The organism is Burkholderia orbicola (assembly GCF_900100915.1).
Taxonomy (GTDB): domain Bacteria; phylum Pseudomonadota; class Gammaproteobacteria; order Burkholderiales; family Burkholderiaceae; genus Burkholderia; species Burkholderia orbicola.
The window spans coordinates 1,707,618-1,723,135 of the sequence record NZ_FNKW01000001.1; the positions used below are offsets into that span (position 1 = coordinate 1,707,618).

The following is a 15,518-nucleotide window of genomic DNA, read 5'->3' on the forward strand; positions in this document are numbered from 1 at the left end:
TCACTCCTCTTCCTCTTCCGCATGCGGCGTCACGAAGCTCCGCCACAGCAGCACCGGAATGATCAGCGTGAACACGATCACCTCCTTGTAGGCGCTCGCCCAGAACGACGAATACGATTCGAGCACGCCGACGAGCAGCGAGCCGGCGGCCGCGAGCGGATAGCTGACGAGCCCGCCGATGATCGCGCCGACGAAGCCCTTCAGCCCGATCAGGAAGCCCGAGTCGTAGTAGATCGTCGTCAGCGGGCCGACGAGGATCCCCGACAGCACGCCGAGCCCCGCCGCGAACGTGAACGCGAGCCGCCCGGCTTCGGTCGTGCCGATGCCGACGAGCCGCGCGCCGAGCCGGTTCACCGAGGTCGCGCGCAGCGCCTTACCGGCGATCGTGCGGCCGAAGTACACGTAGAGCGCACCGATCAGCACGAGCGCCGTGACGACGACCAGGACGCTCTGCACCGACACCGTCATGCTGCCGATCGCGAGCGACGCGTCCGAGAACCCGTTGGTGCGCGAGCCTTCCGCGCCGAACATCACGAGGCCGAGGCCGACCATCGCGAAATGGACGGCCACCGACACGATCAGCAGCAGCAGCGTCGTGCCTTCGGCGATCGGCTGGTACACGAGCCGGTAGACGAACGGCCCCATCGGCACGACGATCGCGAGCGTCAGCGCGATCTGCGCGAGCATCGGCATCGGCTGCGCGGCGAAGCTGCGCGTGATCGCGAACACCGCGAGCGGCAGCAGGATGTAGCGGCTGCCGAGCGTCGCGAGCGTGCGGCCGAGCTGATGGCGGCGTTCGCGATGCCGGATCAGGCCGCCGGTTTCGAGCAGGAAGCACGCGATGCCCATCACGAACAGCAGCCAGCAGGTGGCGGGGAATTTCTGCGCCTGCAACGCGGCGAGCGTCAGCGCACCGTAGGCGACGAACTCGCCCTGGGGAATGAAGATCACCCGCGTGACGGAAAACACCAGCACGAGCGCCAGCGACAACAATGCATAAATGGCGCCGGTCGTGATGCCGTCTTGCGCGAGGATCGCCGCAATCGAGAGATCCATACGTTTCGTGTATCGAGAGAAGGCTGCGGAGAAACGAAAGGCGGAAACGGCCGGGACGCGCGCGACGCGATCGGCACGTCGCGCGCCATGCGGCGGGCCCCGGTGGTTCCAGGCGGCACGGCGGTGGCCATGAGGCGCACCACCCTGCCGACGGCACACGCGGCGCCGTTCGCGCCGCGCATGCCGGTTTCACGTGATGCTTACTCGGCCTGCAGCTTCCACTTGCCGTCGACGATCTGCACCATCACGCGCGCACGCGTGTCGAAGCCATTGTGATCGGTCGCCGTCATGTTGATCACGCCATGCGAGACCGGCAGATCCTTCACGCTTTCGAGCGACGCGCGCAGCGCTTCGCGGAACGCCTCGGTGCCCGGCTGGCCCTTCTTCAGCGCTTCCGGGATCGCCCGCTGCAGCAGCAGGCCCGCATCCCACGCATGGCCGCCGAACGTCGACAGCGAACCCGCGCCGTAGGCCTTCTCGTACGCGGCCTTGTAGCCGAGCGCCGGCTTCTTCACCGGATTCGAGTCGGGCAGCTGGTCGGTCACGAGCACGGGGCCGGCCGGCAGGATCTCGCCTTCGCAATCCTTGCCGCACACGCGCAGGAAATCGTTGTTCGCGACGCCGTGCGTCTGGTACACCTTGCCCTTGTAGCCGCGCTCCTTCAACGTCTTGGCCGGCAGCGCCGCCGGCGTGCCGGAGCCGGCGATCAGCACCGCGTCCGGGTTCGCGCCCAGCAGCTTCAGCACCTGCCCCATCACCGACGCGTCGGTCCGGTTGTAGCGCTCGTTCGACACGAGCTTCAGCCCGTTCTTCGCGGCCGCCGCGTCGAACGTCTTGTACCAGCTGTCGCCGTACGCATCGGCGAAGCCGATGAAGCCGACCGTCTTCACGCCGTGCTTGGCCATGTAGCCGGCGATCGCGTCGGCCATCAGCTGGTCGTTCTGCGGCACCTTGAACATCCATGCGCGCTTCGCGTCCATCGGCGCGATGATCTGCGCGCTCGCCGCGAGCGAGATCGCCGGCGTCTTGCCCTGCGACACGGGATCGAGCATCGCGAGCGAATTCGGCGTGACGGACGAGCCGATGATCGCGTCGACGTGGTCCTCGTCGATCAGCTTGCGCACGTTCTGCACCGCGCGGCTCGTGTCGGACGCGTCGTCCAGCACGATGTACTGCACGCTCTTGCCCGCGATTTCCTTCGGCAGCAGCGCGATCGTGTTCTTTTCCGGAATCCCGAGCGAGGCGGCCGGGCCGGTGGCCGACAGCGTCACGCCGATCTTCACCTGCGCCGACGCCGTGGCCGCCGCACACACGAGACCCGCGGCAAGCAGGGCCTCCATCCATCGATTCATCTTCATTTACGTTGTCTCCAAACGCTGCTCGAAAAAACCACGGTCGCTCGGGCGGCTCCCCGCTCCCAAACAAGTTAATATATTAATTATCACGCTCATCCGCGCCATGCTCGTTTTCCCGTGAAACGCCGCACCCATGCGCCGCACGCCGGCCGCGACGATCATTCGACCATCACGATGCGCAGCAGCAATGTCGTCAGGATGAAGCAGGCAGAAAAATGCGGAACCGCGAGGAAAATCGGTGCGTGCGCAACGATGGCGGGAACGCCCGCCGTGCCGGCCCGAGGCGGCCTGGCACGCGTGCGATGAAACGTCGGAAAGCCGCCGGCTCATGAGAATGCGGATACGGATGCGAACGCAACGACATTCAATGGCATCGGAGCGCGTATACAGGCCGCAAAACGGCTCGGTAAAGCCGCGCCGACCATCGCCCCACCCCGCGACGAACGAACGGCGCCAGCCGCCCTTCCTGCCCCGAACCATCGTCCCGCGCTGCTCATCCAACCGTACTCCCTCTTCTGCATTCTGCTTGTAGGAGAACTGCCGACCGTTTTCCCGACCGCTCGGTCGGCGAAAGCTGAGTGTAACGGACGCGTTTCGCGCACGCCAACCGGGTAAGCCCGGACAGCAGGTGCGCAATGGCGCGCGCTCTGCAAACGAATCACGGGAACGGAAAAACGGAGGACGCGGCGAAGCGCGGAAAGACGCGGTGCGAACGCAAACGCGGAAGATGGCCGTCATGCGGGCCGATGCACCATCGAGGGAATCCGTGCACGCAAATGAAAAAGCGCTGTTGGATTCCGTCCAACAGCGCTTTGGGGTCCGGGCACTTTGTGCCTCGATTGTCTCCTCGTTCTCCACCTGCAAATTCGTTTCGCGGTGCATCAGAACTAAGGTGAATCTTAAAGAGGCTTAAGCACCACGACAACTTAGCATTTACCCCTATGGTGCATCGCCGCACGAAAATGGGGCACCAATCTGCCGCGCGGTGACGGCCCGAGCCCGCCGCAGCGCCCTTCCCGCGCGTGCCGGATGGTGCTTCGCATCAACGCGCGGGCGAGCGCGCCGCAGGTTCACGACGAGGCCCTGAGCGGCTTGATCCGCGCGACCATCTCGCCGACGATGCCGCGCCGGAACGCCAGCACGCATGCGATGAAGATCAGCCCGGTGACGATCGTCGCCGATTCGCCGAGCGAATGGAACCACGCGACGCCCGTCGTCGACGCGAGCCATTCGCCGATGTCGCCGAGCCGGTCTTCCAGCGCCACGATCAGCGCGGCGCCGAGCAGCGGCCCGAACAGCGTGCCCATCCCGCCGACGAGCGTCATCAGTACGACGAGGCCCGACATCGTCCAGTACGCGTCCGACAGCGTCTCGAAGCCGAGCACCAGCACCTTCAGCGAGCCGGCCAGCCCCGCCAGCCCGGCCGACAGGATGAACGCGAGCAGCTTGAAGCGGTCGGTGTCGTAGCCGAGCGAGATCGCGCGCGCTTCGTTCTCCTTGATCGCGACGAGCACCTGGCCGAACGGCGAATGGACGACCCGCACGATGAACGCGCACGCGGCCACGACCACCGCCAGCACGACGTAGTACAGCGCGACGTCGTTCGACAGGTCGAGCAGCCCGAACAGGCGCCCGCGGGGCACGCCCTGCAGGCCGTCCTCGCCGTGCGTGAACGGCGCCTGCAGATAGATGAAGTAGACCATCTGCGCGAACGCGAGCGTGATCATCGCGAAGTAGATGCCCTGCCGGCGGATCGCGAACAGCCCGACGACGAGCCCGAGCACCGTCGCGGCGACGGTGCCGGCCAGCACGCCGAGCTCCGGCGTGAAACCGAGCGTCTGCATCGAATAGCCGGTCGCATAGCCGGCCGTCGCGAGGAACATCGCATGGCCGAACGACAGCAGCCCCGTATAGCCGATCAGCAGGTTGAACGCCGCCGCGAACAGCGCGAACGCGAGCACCTTCATCACGAACACCGGATACGCGCCGATGAACGGCGCGGCGAGCAGTGCGGCGAGCAGCACGCCGTAGAGCACTTTTCTCTGCATCATTTTTCCTTGCCGAAGAGGCCCGCCGGGCGGAACAGCAGCACGATCGCCATGATCACGAACACGACGGTGGCCGACGCTTCGGGATAGAACACGCGCGTGAAGCCCTCGATCACGCCGAGCAGCAGGCCCGTGACGATCGAGCCGAGGATCGAGCCCATCCCGCCGATCACGACCACCGCGAACACGGTGATGATCATCGGCTGGCCCATCAGCGGCGACACCTGGATCACCGGCGCGGCCAGCACGCCCGCGAATGCGGCGAGCGCGACGCCGAAGCCGTAGGTGAGCGTGATCATCATCGGCACGTTCACGCCGAACGCCTCGACGAGCTTCGGGTTCTCGGTGCCGGCACGCAGATACGCGCCGAGCCGTGTCTTCTCGATCACGAACCAGGTGGCGAGGCACACCGCGAGCGATGCGACGACGACCCACGCGCGATAGTTCGGCAGGAACATGAAGCCGAGGTTGGTCGCGCCGGACAACTGCGACGGCACGTCGTACGGCTGGCCCGACGATCCGTAGATCGACCGGAACACGCCTTCGACGACCAGCGTGAGGCCGAACGTGAGCAGCAGCCCGTACAGGTGATCGAGCTTGTACAGCCAGCGCAGCATCGAGCGCTCGATCGCGATCCCGAACGCGCCGACGAGCACGGGCGCGAGCACGAGCATCGCCCAGTACGGCAGCCCGAAATACGACAGGCCCATCCACGCGAGCATCGCACCCAGCATGAACAGCGCGCCGTGCGCGAAGTTGATCACGTTGAGCAGCCCGAAGATCACCGCGAGCCCGAGGCTCAGGATCGCGTAGAACGAGCCGTTGACGAGCCCGAGCAGCAACTGGCTCAGCATCGCCGGCAACGGAATGCCAAAGATGTCCATCGACTTAGCCGTCAGAATGAGTTTCGTTGCGTGCGCAACGTTCCTGCATCGCGCACGCGGGCGGCGCAGCGGGCACGTCGCTGCAGCCGCCACCATGCGGCGCGCCCGTGCGCGCCGCTAAGCGATGCCTACTTCCACAGCGCGCAGCGCGTTTCCTGCTTGGTGCCGAACGCCTGTTCGCCCGGAATCGTCGCGAGCACCTTGTAGTAGTCCCACGGCTCCTTCGATTCGGACGGCTTCTTCACTTCCATCAGGTACATGTCGTGGATCATGCTGCCGTCCTGACGGATGTAGCCCTTCGCGTAGAAGTCGCTGATCTTGATCTTCTTCAGCTCGGCCATCACCTTGTCGGAGTCGGTCGTCCCGGCGGCCTGCACGGCCTTCAGGTAGGTCGTCACCGACGAGTAGTCGGCCGCCTGCAGGCTCGACGGCATCTTCTTCATCTTGCCGAAGTAGCGCTGCGCCCACTGGCGCGACGCCGCGTCGCGGTTCCAGTACCAGCTGTCGGTCAGCACGAGGCCCTGCGTCGTTTCGAGGCCGAGGCTGTGCACGTCGTCGATGAACATCAGCAGCGCGGCGAGCTTCATCGTCTTCGTGATGCCGAATTCCTTCGCGGCCTTGATCGAGTTGATCGTGTCGCCGCCCGCGTTCGCGAGGCCGAGGATCTGCGCCTTCGACGATTGCGCCTGCAACAGGAACGACGAGAAATCCGACGCGGACAGCGGGTGACGCACCGCGCCGAGCACCTGGCCGCCGTTCGCCTTCACGACGTCCGACGTGTTCTTCTCGAGCGCCTTGCCGAACGCGTAGTCGGCCGTCAGGAAGAACCAGCTCTTGCCGCCCTGCTTCACCACCGCCGACCCGGTGCCCTTCGCGAGCGCCATCGTGTCGTACGCGTAGTGGACCGTGTACGGCGTGCACTGCTCGTTGGTCAGCGTGTCGGCGCCCGCGCCGATGTTGATGTAGACCTTCTTCTTCTCGGCCGCGACCTGGTTCATCGACAGCGCGGTGGCCGAGTTCGTGCCGCCGACCAGCAGGTCGAGGCCGCCGCGGTCCATCCATTCGCGCGCCTTCGACGCGGCGATGTCGGCCTTGTTCTGGTGGTCGGCATAGACGACCTCGATCGGCTTGCCGAGCACCTTGCCGCCGAAGTCCGCGACCGCCATGCGGATCGCCTCGAGACCGCCCTGCCCGTCGATATCCGCGTAAAGCCCCGACATGTCGGTGATGAAGCCGATCTTCACGGTATCCGCCGCGTGGGCGGCGCCGGCGGTGAGCGCGGCGGTCGCGAGCGCGAGACAGGCCTGTGCGAGGGTCTTCATTTTCATTGACGTCTCCTGTTGTTCTGATGCGTTGTGGTTGTTCGAGGGCCGCCACGGCTAGCGGCAAGGGAAACGGAGCGGCGTCACACCCCGAGCAGGTCGTGCAGCGTCGGCATCTTGCCTTCCAGTTCGGAGGCGCGGAAATGCTCGACGATGCTGCCGTGCTCCATCACGTAGAAGCGGTCGGCGAGCGGCGCGGCGAAGCGGAAATTCTGTTCGACCATCACGATCGTGTAGCCGCGCGCCTTCAGCGCGACGATCATCCGTGCGAGCGCCTGGACGATCACCGGCGCGAGGCCTTCGGAGATCTCGTCGAGCAGCAGCAGGTTCGCGCCGGTGCGCAAGATCCGCGCGACCGCGAGCATCTGCTGCTCGCCGCCCGACAGCCGCGTGCCCTGGCTCTGCCGGCGCGACGCGAGATTCGGGAACATCGCGTAGATCTCGTCGAGCGACATCGCGTGCTCGCGCGGCCCGATCAGCGGAGGCAGCATCAGGTTCTCCTCGCACGACAGGCTCGAGAAGATCCCGCGCTCCTCCGGGCAGTAGCCGATGCCGAAATGCGCGATGCGATGCGTCGCGAGGCCGATCGTCTCGTGGCCCGCGACCTTGATCGACCCGCTGCGGCGGCCCGTGAGGCCCATGATCGCGCGCAGCGTCGTCGTGCGGCCCGCGCCATTGCGGCCGAGCAGCGTGACGACCTCGCCACGATGCACGGTCAGGTCGACACCGTGCAAGATGTGGGATTCCCCGTACCAGGCCTCCAGGCCCGTGATCTCCAGCGCAGGCGTACCGCTCTCGACGCCGCTCAATTCGCGTTCCTCCCGTTCGCTGTGCTTCATGCGTGCGCCCCCGCGAGCGCCGCGTCGGCGCTGCCCATGTAGGCCTCGATGACGAGCGGATTCTTCGATACTTCCGCATACGAGCCTTCGGCCAGCACCTCGCCGCGTTGCAGGACGGTGATCGTGTCGGAGATCCCCGCGATCACGTTCATGTTGTGTTCCACCATCAGGATCGTGCGGCCGCTCGCGACCTTCTTGATCAGCGCGGTCACGCGGTCGACGTCCTCGTGGCCCATCCCCTGCGTGGGCTCGTCGAGCAGCATCAGTTCGGGCTCCATCGCCAGCGTCGTCGCGATCTCGAGCGCGCGCTTGCGGCCGTAGGCCAGCTCGACGGTCGGCACGTGCGCGAAATCGGTGAGGCCGACCTGCGTGAGCAGGTCCATCGCGCGATCGTCGAGCCGTTTCAGCGTGCGTTCGCTGCGCCAGAAATGGAATTCGGTGCCGAGCGCGCGCTGCAGGCCGATGCGCACGTTCTGCAGCGCGGTCAGGTGCGGGAACACGGCCGAGATCTGGAACGAGCGGATGATGCCGCGCCGCGCGACCTGCGCGGGCCGCTCGTCGGTGATGTCGATGCCGTTGAAGACGATCTGGCCGGCCGTCGGCGTCAGAAATTTGGTGAGGAGGTTGAAACAGGTGGTCTTGCCCGCGCCGTTCGGCCCGATCAATGCGTGGATCGCGCCGCGGCGCACACGCAGGTTGACACCGTTCACGGCGGTGAAGCCCCTGAATTCCTTCGTCAGTCCGCGTGTTTCCAGAATCGTGTCGCCGAGAATCATGTTCCCTTCCGTACGAAGTCAGGCGAAGCACCGGGAAGCCTGGCGCAAGCGGCCGCGAACAGGTCAGCGGATCAGCGGGCTGCCCCCGGGCGCCGTGGTACGCCTCGAGGGTGGTCTCCCGCGCCGACGCGTATGCACATTACAGAACATTGTCGCGCCGTTGGTGCAGTGCAATCATCGGGATTTGCACTTATAGGGCTGGCCGCCATATCGGCCGAGACTGCGCGCGGTTATTCACCGCGCTTTTTTGATACGTGCATCATCACGCGTTGACCTGCTGCAGGACCGGGCACGCACGCGATGAAAAAAAGCCGTGCGACGGCGCGGCTTGCACGGATCTTGCCATTCGAGCGGATGCGACGGCAGCTTGTTTCGCATAGCGAATCAGCGGGCGTTCGCATGACCGCCCGCTGGCGTGCGTGTCAGCGGGTCGTCACGCCGCCGTCACAGCGGCTTCGGTGCGCACCGCCATCGCTTCGCGCGCCGCACGGCGGTCGGCACGAATCATGTCGCTCGCGCGCTCGGCGATCATCAGCGTCGGCGAATTGGTGTTGCCCGACGTGATGAACGGCATCACCGACGCATCGACGATCCGCAACCCGGCGATGCCGCGCACGCGCAGCCGGCTGTCGACCACCGCGCGCGCGTCGTCGGCGCGCCCCATCCGGCACGTGCCGACCGGGTGGAAGATCGTCGTGCCGACGACGCCGGCTGCGTCGATCAGTTCGGCCTCGGTCCGGTACTGCGGGCCGGGCAGGATTTCCTCGGGGCGATAGCGTGCGAGCGCCGGTGCGGAGGCGATCCGGCGCGTGAGGCGCAGCGCATTCGCGGCGACGTGGCGATCGTGGTCGGTCGACAGATAGTTCGGCGCGATCGCCGGTGCGCTGGCCGGATCGGCGCTCGTGACGTGCACGCTGCCGCGCGAGCTCGGCCGCAAATGACAGACCGACGCCGTAAAGGCGTTGAAGCCGTGCAACGGCTCGCCGAAGCGTTCGAGCGACAGCGGCTGCACGTGGTACTGGAGATCGGGGCGCGTGAGTGCGGGATCGTCCGGATCGGATTTCGCGAACGCGCCCAACTGCGATGGCGCCATCGACATCGGCCCGCGCTGCAGCAGCGCATATTCGGCGCCGATCATCAGCTTGCCCCACCAGCGCGCGGACAGCGTGTTGAGCGTGCGCACGCCGTCGACACGAAACGCCATCCGCAATTGCAGGTGATCCTGCAGGTTTTCGCCGACGCCCGGCAGATCCTGCACGACGTCGATGCCGAGCGCCTGCAGCCGCCGGCCATCGCCGATACCCGACAGTTCGAGCAGTTGCGGCGAATTCACCGCGCCCGACGTCAGCAGCACTTCCGAGCGCGCCCGCGCGACGTAATCGGTGCCGCCGCCGTGGTACTCGACACCCACCGCGCGCCGCCCGTCGAAAATCACGCGTTGCGCATGCGCGCCGGTGATCGCGGTCAGGTTCGGGCGCGCCATCGCGGGCCGCAGGAACGCCTTCGACGTATTCCAGCGCACGCCGCGCTTCTGGTTCACTTCGAAGTAGCCGACCCCGGCATTGTCGCCGCGGTTGAAATCGTCGGTGGCGGGGATGCCCGTCTGCTGCGCGGCCTGCGCGAACGATTCGAGGATCTCCCAGCGCAGCCGCTGCTTCTCGACGCGCCAGTAGCCGCCCGCGCCGTGCGCATCGCTCGCGCCCGCATGATGATCCTCGCTGCGCTTGAAGATCGGCAGCACGCTGTCCCACGACCAGCCGGCGTCGCCGGTTTCCTGCGCCCAGTTGTCGTAGTCCTCGCGCTGGCCGCGCATGTAGATCATTCCGTTGATCGACGAGCAGCCGCCGAGCACACGGCCGCGCGGATACGACAGCGCGCGGCCGTTGAGCGCCGCTTCGGGCTGCGTCTTGTACAGCCAGTCGGTGCGCGGGTTGCCGATGCAATATAGATAGCCGACCGGGATATGAATCCAGTGGTAGTCGTCCTTGCCGCCCGCTTCGAGCAGCAGCACGCTGATGTCGGGATCCTCGGTCAGGCGGTTCGCGAGCACGCAGCCTGCGGTGCCCGCGCCGACGATCACGTAGTCGAATTCGCCCTCGAGCGTACGTTGAGTACTCACGGCGTGTCTCCTGTCGACCCGAGTGAGTGCTTTGGCACTGACTCGGGCCTCATGCTTCGCGGTCGACCCGGACGAGCGCTCCAGCGCTGACTCCGGCCCCTGCGAGCGCGTTGTTGTGTACCGCGCGGCGCGATACCGCGCGTCATTTTCAGCATAGTGCGTCGCGAGCCGCGCCTGCAGCCCCGCGCGCCATGACGACCCGATGAAGCGTACTCCCGCGCCCGGCCGCCGATCCAATGAGTTATGCTGAACTGCGTTATAAGCCACGCTCATATCACGACGATGGATCTCACCTTGCTCCGCGCGTTCGCGACGGTCGCGCGCGAAGGCAACCTGACGCGCGCCGCCGCGCAATTGCACGTCACGCAGCCGGCCGTCAGCCTGCAGATCAAGCATCTGCAGGAAACGCTCGGCGTCGCGCTGTTCACGCGCACGTCGCGCGGCCTCGCGCTCACGCGCGACGGGCAGACGCTGCTGCCGCATGCGGAACGCGCGCTCGCCGCGGCCGCCGACGTGCAGCGCGCCGCTGCCGCACTGCGGCACGAAGTGCGCGGCCGGCTGCGGATCGGCACGATCCTCGATCCGGGCTTCCTGCGCCTCGGCGGCTTCCTGCGCGCGCTGGTCGAGACCCATCCGCAGATCGAGACCGCGCTGCGGCACGGGATGTCGGGCTGGGTGATCGAACAGGTGCGCGCGCAGGCGCTCGACGTCGGCTACTACATCGGCCGCCCGGGCGAGGACGATCCGCTCGACGGCGCGCTGTTCCACACCGTCACGCTCACGCGCTTCGAATATCGCGTCCTGGCGCCGGCCGGCTGGAAGGAGCGCTTGCAGCGCGCGCACGACTGGCGCGCGCTCGCCGCGCTGCCGTGGATCTGGACGCCGCCGGCGTCCGCGCACCATCGGCTGCTGTCGCGACGTTTCGCGGCGGCCGGCGCGCAGCCGGTGAAGGTCGCCGAGGTCGACCAGGAGCAGTCGATGCTCGATCTCGTCAAATCGGGGATCGGCTTGACGCTCGCGCGCGATTCGACCGCGCTGGCCGAAGCGCATGCGCATGCGCTGACGATCGTCGAACCCGTGACGGTGCCGACCGAACTGACGTTCGTGACGCTCGCCGCGCGGCGCGACGAGCCGGCGATCGCGGCCGCGTTGCGGCTGATCGAAGCGCAGTGGGCGATATGAGCGTGGCTGATGTCGAGGTGACCGATTGCGCAGCGGGTTTCGGTGCCTCGCGCATGCCGCGGATTGCCACTGCGGGCCGAATCGCCGCTCAGCCCGCCCCGCGTCGCGTCGCCGCGGCCCGTCCGTTCGTCACGCCACCATCGCAGGCTTTTTGCTAGATTGTGCGTTCGCACACCGCGAGACCCCGATTGAAGGAGACCCGCATGGCCCGCAACATCGAGATCAAAGCCCGCGCCCGCGAATTCGACCGGCTGCGCGAACAGGCGGCCCAGCTCGCGACCGAAGCACCGTTGTTCTACCGCCAACAGGATTTCTTCTATGACGTGCCGCGCGGCCGGCTCAAGCTGCGCCGCTTCGAGGACGGCACGCCGGCCGAGCTCATCTTCTACCAGCGCGACGACCGCGACGGCCCGAAGGCGTCGTACTACACGCGCAGCCCGGTCACGAACCCCGACGCGATGCATTCGCTGCTCGCGACCGCGCTGACCACGCGCGGGATCGTGACGAAGGAGCGGCACGTGTACCTCGCGGGCCGCACGCGCATCCACCTCGACCGCGTCGACGGCCTCGGCGATTTCATCGAGCTCGAGGTCGTGCTCGGCCCCGACGACGACGAAGCGGGCGGCGAAGCCGAAGCGCACGACGTGTTCGCGAAGCTCGGCGTGGCGCAAGACGACCTCGTCGCGGTCGCGTACGTCGATCTGCTGAACGCCGACGCCGAGCCTGAAACGGCCTGATCCGGCCCCACCGAAGGCGGCGCCGCGCGTGCCACCTTCAGCGCCCCTGCCGCTGCCGCCTCCCGGTCATGCAGCGCCGGGCGCCAGATGCGCGAGCGGCAGCGCGCCGTTGCGCTTGAAGGTGGTCAGCACGATGTTCGAGCGCACGCTGTCGACGCCCGGCACCCGCATCAGCTTCTTCATCACGAACTGCGACAGGGCGTTGAGATCCGGCGCGACGATCCGCAGCAGGTAGTCGGCATCGCCCACCACCGCATGGCATTCGAGCACTTCGGGCAGCACGTCGATCTGCTGCTGGAACTGCTCGATGATCGAATCGCCGTGATGCTTGAGCTTCAGGCTCGTGAACGCGGTCACGCCGAGCCCGAGCTTTTCGGGGCGCAGCATCACGCGGTAGCCCTCGATCACGCCGGCCGCCTCGAGCCGCTGCAACCGCCGGCCGATCTGCGACGGCGACAGCGGCACCTCCTCGCCCAGTTGCTGATGCGTCGCGCGGCCGAAGCGCTGCAGCACGTTCAGCAGTGCGAGATCGAAGTGATCGAGTTCCAGCATGAGCATTCTCCGCATTGATTCGTTGCTTGATGCGTGATTATCGCATCACCCATCAAATCAACGCCAACTATGCGCCCAATCCGCGCGCAGCCCGCTCTACACTTGCATGGTTCCAACCCCAGCGTGCAGAGCCTGATCATGTCCACCGTCGTCACCGCGAAACTGCAGGAGCAGTTCGACGCGGGCCTCGAAACCCGCGCCGATTTCACCATCGACCAGCCGCTGCAGCGCTACGGCCAGGCCGATCACGCGGTGTGGCAGCAGCTCTATGCGCGCCAGTCGGCCCTGCTGCGCGGCCGCGCGTGCGATGCGTTCGTCGCCGGGCTCGGCAAGATCGAGCTGCCGGCCGATCGTGTACCGTCGTTCGCGGACGTGAACCGCCAGTTGAAGCCCGCGACCGGTTGGGAAATCGTCGCGGTGCCGGGCCTCGTGCCCGACCGCGTGTTCTTCGAGCACCTCGCGAACCGGCGTTTCCCCGTCACCTGGTGGATGCGCCGTCCCGACCAGCTCGACTACCTGCAGGAACCCGACTGCTTCCACGACCTGTTCGGCCACGTGCCGCTGCTGATCGACCCGGTGTTCGCCGACTACATGCAGGCGTATGGCCGCACCGCGCTCGCGGTCGCCGACGACGAAGCGGCACTGGCGCGGCTCGCGCGCCTCTATTGGTATACGGTGGAATTCGGGCTGATCCGCGACCCGCGCGGGGCCAACGGGCTGTCGATCTACGGCGCCGGGATCGTGTCGAGCAAGGGCGAAAGCCTGTACAGCCTCGAAAGCGCGGCGCCGAACCGGCTCGCGTTCGACCTTGAGCGCGTGATGCGCACGAAGTACCGGATCGACACGTTCCAGAAGACTTACTTCGTGATCGACGATTTCGCGCAGTTGTTCGCGCTCGCCGACGTCGACGGCCGCGCACTGGCCGATCGGCTCGCGGCGCTGCCCGAATTCGCGGCCGGCGCGGTGCTCGACACCGACCGCGTGCTGCATCGCGGCACGGGCGAAGGCTGGCCCGACGACGCCGACGCATGACGTACCGCGGCGCCGACCGCCGTCGGCCGGCCGCCCGTCACCCTTTGCGCAACTATGAAACAATGAACGATGCCGGCCTCGCCGCGCGGTGCAGCCGCGCGTGGGCGCCGTTACCGAACGAGAGGTGCAAGATGATCCACAAGCTCACATCCGAAGAACGCAAGACCCGGCTCGAAGGCCTGCCGCACTGGACGGCCGTGGCCGGCCGCGACGCGATCCAGCGCCGCCTGCGCTTCGCCGATTTCAACGAAGCGTTCGGCTTCATGACGCGCGTCGCGATCAAGGCGCAGGAGATGAACCACCATCCGGAATGGTTCAACGTGTACAACCGTGTCGACATCACGCTGTCGACCCACGACGCCGACGGCCTGACCGAACGCGACATCGAACTCGCGCGGTTCATCGACGGCGCCGCCGCGCACGCGCAACCGGGCGCCTGAATCCCGAGTCCCGCCGCTACCGCCGCGCATCTTTCCGTGCGCGGCGCGTCAACTTTTCATTTCGCTAAACGTTTTCTAGGATGTACTCAGCGAAAGCCTTCAGCTTTCCAAGCCATCCTTAAGGCGCACGTAAGTCTCGTACGCTTTCCGCGCCTTGGGGTCCAATCCTTCCAGTTGCAGCGCGCTTTCGCGCTGTACAATCAGCAGCGCATACGGCTTGGAGAGCGCGCTGGCCTCTTCGCAGAGTTTGAGTTCGTCGCCGCTCGACGGCGAGCGGGCGCGCCAGAAATTGATCGCGGCTTCGAGGTCGTGGATCGAAATATCGGACATGATTGGATTTAATCGTTCGCTGGCCGCCATGCTTGATGTCAGGCGATGCGGCGTCCCTGTGGAAACGGCTTCGTGCTGTCCGCGTGCCTGAACCGCCAACCCATTGTACTTGAGCGAACTTCATGCGACTCCTTCTGATCGAAGACGACCGCCCCATCGCACGCGGTATCCAGAGCAGCCTCGAACAGGCTGGCTTCACCGTCGACATGGTGCATGACGGCATTTTTGCCGAACAGGCGCTGGCACAGAACCGCCACGAACTCGTGATCCTCGACCTCGGCCTGCCGGGCATCGACGGGATGACGCTGCTCACGCGCTTTCGCCAGACCAACCGCCACACGCCCGTGATCGTGCTGACCGCGCGCGACGAGCTGAACGACCGGATCCAGGGCCTGAACTCCGGCGCCGACGACTACATGCTCAAGCCGTTCGAGCCGGCCGAACTCGAAGCGCGCATCCGCGCGGTGATGCGCCGCAGCGGCCCACACAGCGACATGCCGCGCCCGGAAGTGTCGCTCGGCGGCGTCCGCCTGTCGGGCGTCGACCGCCGCATCTTCAACGACGACAAGCCGCTCGAACTGTCGCCGCGCGAATTCGCGGTGCTGGAAATGCTCCTGCTGCGTCATGGCCGCGTCGTCAGCAAGGCCCAGTTGCAGGATCACCTCACGCACTTCGGCGGCGATCTCGGCGACACCGCGATCGAAGTCTACGTGCACCGCGTGCGCAAGAAACTCGAGCAATGCCGGGTCGAAATCGTCACGGTGCGCGGCTTCGGCTACCTGCTGCAGGAAATCCGCCAGACGGCGAGCGTCTGAGCGACGCCGCGCGCCGGCCGGCCGCGTGCCG

Annotated in this window: 16 protein-coding genes; 5 read left to right on the forward strand and 11 right to left on the reverse strand. The window is 66.6% G+C overall.

The annotated features are described in order from the left end of the window. The 9 genes from BLS50_RS08155 to BLS50_RS08190 form a co-directional block, all read right to left on the reverse strand. Positions 1-1,056 carry a branched-chain amino acid ABC transporter permease gene (locus BLS50_RS08155; protein ID WP_074801833.1) on the reverse strand — a complete coding sequence of 352 codons (1,056 nt, stop codon included), beginning with the start codon at positions 1,054-1,056 and terminating at the stop codon, positions 1-3. Positions 1,057-1,256: 200 nt separating this feature from the next. After that, positions 1,257-2,414 carry an ABC transporter substrate-binding protein gene (locus tag BLS50_RS08160; protein ID WP_011546810.1) on the reverse strand — a complete coding sequence of 386 codons (1,158 nt, stop codon included), beginning with the start codon at positions 2,412-2,414 and terminating at the stop codon, positions 1,257-1,259. Further along, the gene (locus BLS50_RS35205) at positions 2,415-3,149 is read right to left on the reverse strand and encodes a hypothetical protein (protein WP_176934182.1); all 735 of its coding nucleotides are present in this window, start codon (positions 3,147-3,149) and stop codon (positions 2,415-2,417) included. A gap of 332 nt (positions 3,150-3,481) precedes the next feature. After that, complete coding sequence (locus BLS50_RS08165) at positions 3,482-4,459, reverse strand: branched-chain amino acid ABC transporter permease (RefSeq protein ID WP_006477270.1); 978 nt, start codon at positions 4,457-4,459, stop codon at positions 3,482-3,484. Further along, the gene (locus tag BLS50_RS08170; RefSeq protein ID WP_012327599.1) at positions 4,459-5,343 is read right to left on the reverse strand and encodes a branched-chain amino acid ABC transporter permease; all 885 of its coding nucleotides are present in this window, start codon (positions 5,341-5,343) and stop codon (positions 4,459-4,461) included. The genes BLS50_RS08165 and BLS50_RS08170 overlap by 1 nt, the downstream gene beginning before the upstream one ends. 128 nt (positions 5,344-5,471) lie before the next feature. Continuing rightward, the gene (locus BLS50_RS08175; protein WP_006496321.1) at positions 5,472-6,671 is read right to left on the reverse strand and encodes an ABC transporter substrate-binding protein; all 1,200 of its coding nucleotides are present in this window, start codon (positions 6,669-6,671) and stop codon (positions 5,472-5,474) included. Positions 6,672-6,748: 77 nt separating this feature from the next. Next, the gene (locus tag BLS50_RS08180; protein WP_006477267.1) at positions 6,749-7,504 is read right to left on the reverse strand and encodes an ABC transporter ATP-binding protein; all 756 of its coding nucleotides are present in this window, start codon (positions 7,502-7,504) and stop codon (positions 6,749-6,751) included. Continuing rightward, positions 7,501-8,280 (reverse strand): ABC transporter ATP-binding protein, encoded by a 780-nt coding sequence (locus BLS50_RS08185; RefSeq protein WP_006477266.1) that lies wholly within the window; start codon positions 8,278-8,280, stop codon positions 7,501-7,503. The genes BLS50_RS08180 and BLS50_RS08185 overlap by 4 nt, the downstream gene beginning before the upstream one ends. Before the next feature lie 433 nt (positions 8,281-8,713). Beyond that, positions 8,714-10,399 (reverse strand): GMC family oxidoreductase, encoded by a 1,686-nt coding sequence (locus tag BLS50_RS08190; RefSeq protein ID WP_074801836.1) that lies wholly within the window; start codon positions 10,397-10,399, stop codon positions 8,714-8,716. 282 nt (positions 10,400-10,681) lie between these two features. Between BLS50_RS08190 and BLS50_RS08195 the strand changes: the two genes are divergently transcribed. Together BLS50_RS08195 and BLS50_RS08200 are read left to right on the forward strand one after the other, a co-directional pair. Continuing rightward, on the forward strand, positions 10,682-11,581 hold the full coding sequence (locus BLS50_RS08195; RefSeq protein ID WP_027811010.1) for a LysR family transcriptional regulator: 900 nt from the start codon (positions 10,682-10,684) through the stop codon (positions 11,579-11,581). 203 nt (positions 11,582-11,784) lie between these two features. After that, positions 11,785-12,318 carry a class IV adenylate cyclase gene (locus BLS50_RS08200; RefSeq protein ID WP_027811011.1) on the forward strand — a complete coding sequence of 178 codons (534 nt, stop codon included), beginning with the start codon at positions 11,785-11,787 and terminating at the stop codon, positions 12,316-12,318. Positions 12,319-12,384: 66 nt separating this feature from the next. On the opposite strand, the gene BLS50_RS08205 is transcribed toward BLS50_RS08200, so the two are convergent. Next, positions 12,385-12,870 carry an Lrp/AsnC family transcriptional regulator gene (locus tag BLS50_RS08205; RefSeq protein WP_027811012.1) on the reverse strand — a complete coding sequence of 162 codons (486 nt, stop codon included), beginning with the start codon at positions 12,868-12,870 and terminating at the stop codon, positions 12,385-12,387. A gap of 138 nt (positions 12,871-13,008) precedes the next feature. Between BLS50_RS08205 and phhA the strand changes: the two genes are divergently transcribed. Then, the gene (gene phhA / locus BLS50_RS08210) at positions 13,009-13,902 is read left to right on the forward strand and encodes a phenylalanine 4-monooxygenase (RefSeq protein ID WP_218133151.1); all 894 of its coding nucleotides are present in this window, start codon (positions 13,009-13,011) and stop codon (positions 13,900-13,902) included. 62 nt (positions 13,903-13,964) lie between these two features. Continuing rightward, positions 13,965-14,342, forward strand: coding sequence for a 4a-hydroxytetrahydrobiopterin dehydratase (locus BLS50_RS08215; RefSeq protein ID WP_256333977.1), 378 nt, complete (start codon positions 13,965-13,967; stop codon positions 14,340-14,342). 99 nt (positions 14,343-14,441) lie between these two features. On the opposite strand, the gene BLS50_RS08220 is transcribed toward BLS50_RS08215, so the two are convergent. Next, entirely contained in the window at positions 14,442-14,672 is a 231-nt protein-coding gene (locus BLS50_RS08220) for a DUF3717 domain-containing protein (protein ID WP_006401493.1), read from the reverse strand. A gap of 122 nt (positions 14,673-14,794) precedes the next feature. On the opposite strand from BLS50_RS08220, the gene BLS50_RS08225 reads away from it, so the two are divergent. Then, positions 14,795-15,487, forward strand: coding sequence for a response regulator (locus tag BLS50_RS08225; protein WP_006401494.1), 693 nt, complete (start codon positions 14,795-14,797; stop codon positions 15,485-15,487). The last annotated feature ends 31 nt before the right edge of the window (positions 15,488-15,518 follow it).

Coding starts and splice junctions, on each gene's coding strand:
- BLS50_RS08155 (WP_074801833.1), bottom strand. CDS start 1,056: ATGGATCTCTCGATTGCGGCGATCCTCGCGCAAGACGGCATCACGACC.
- BLS50_RS08160 (WP_011546810.1), bottom strand. CDS start 2,414: ATGAAGATGAATCGATGGATGGAGGCCCTGCTTGCCGCGGGTCTCGTG.
- BLS50_RS35205 (WP_176934182.1), bottom strand. CDS start 3,149: ATGACGGCCATCTTCCGCGTTTGCGTTCGCACCGCGTCTTTCCGCGCT.
- BLS50_RS08165 (WP_006477270.1), bottom strand. CDS start 4,459: ATGCAGAGAAAAGTGCTCTACGGCGTGCTGCTCGCCGCACTGCTCGCC.
- BLS50_RS08170 (WP_012327599.1), bottom strand. CDS start 5,343: ATGGACATCTTTGGCATTCCGTTGCCGGCGATGCTGAGCCAGTTGCTG.
- BLS50_RS08175 (WP_006496321.1), bottom strand. CDS start 6,671: ATGAAAATGAAGACCCTCGCACAGGCCTGTCTCGCGCTCGCGACCGCC.
- BLS50_RS08180 (WP_006477267.1), bottom strand. CDS start 7,504: ATGAAGCACAGCGAACGGGAGGAACGCGAATTGAGCGGCGTCGAGAGC.
- BLS50_RS08185 (WP_006477266.1), bottom strand. CDS start 8,280: ATGATTCTCGGCGACACGATTCTGGAAACACGCGGACTGACGAAGGAA.
- BLS50_RS08195 (WP_027811010.1), top strand. CDS start 10,682: ATGGATCTCACCTTGCTCCGCGCGTTCGCGACGGTCGCGCGCGAAGGC.
- BLS50_RS08200 (WP_027811011.1), top strand. CDS start 11,785: ATGGCCCGCAACATCGAGATCAAAGCCCGCGCCCGCGAATTCGACCGG.
- BLS50_RS08205 (WP_027811012.1), bottom strand. CDS start 12,870: ATGCTGGAACTCGATCACTTCGATCTCGCACTGCTGAACGTGCTGCAG.
- phhA (WP_218133151.1), top strand. CDS start 13,009: ATGTCCACCGTCGTCACCGCGAAACTGCAGGAGCAGTTCGACGCGGGC.
- BLS50_RS08215 (WP_256333977.1), top strand. CDS start 13,965: ATGAACGATGCCGGCCTCGCCGCGCGGTGCAGCCGCGCGTGGGCGCCG.
- BLS50_RS08220 (WP_006401493.1), bottom strand. CDS start 14,672: ATGTCCGATATTTCGATCCACGACCTCGAAGCCGCGATCAATTTCTGG.
- BLS50_RS08225 (WP_006401494.1), top strand. CDS start 14,795: ATGCGACTCCTTCTGATCGAAGACGACCGCCCCATCGCACGCGGTATC.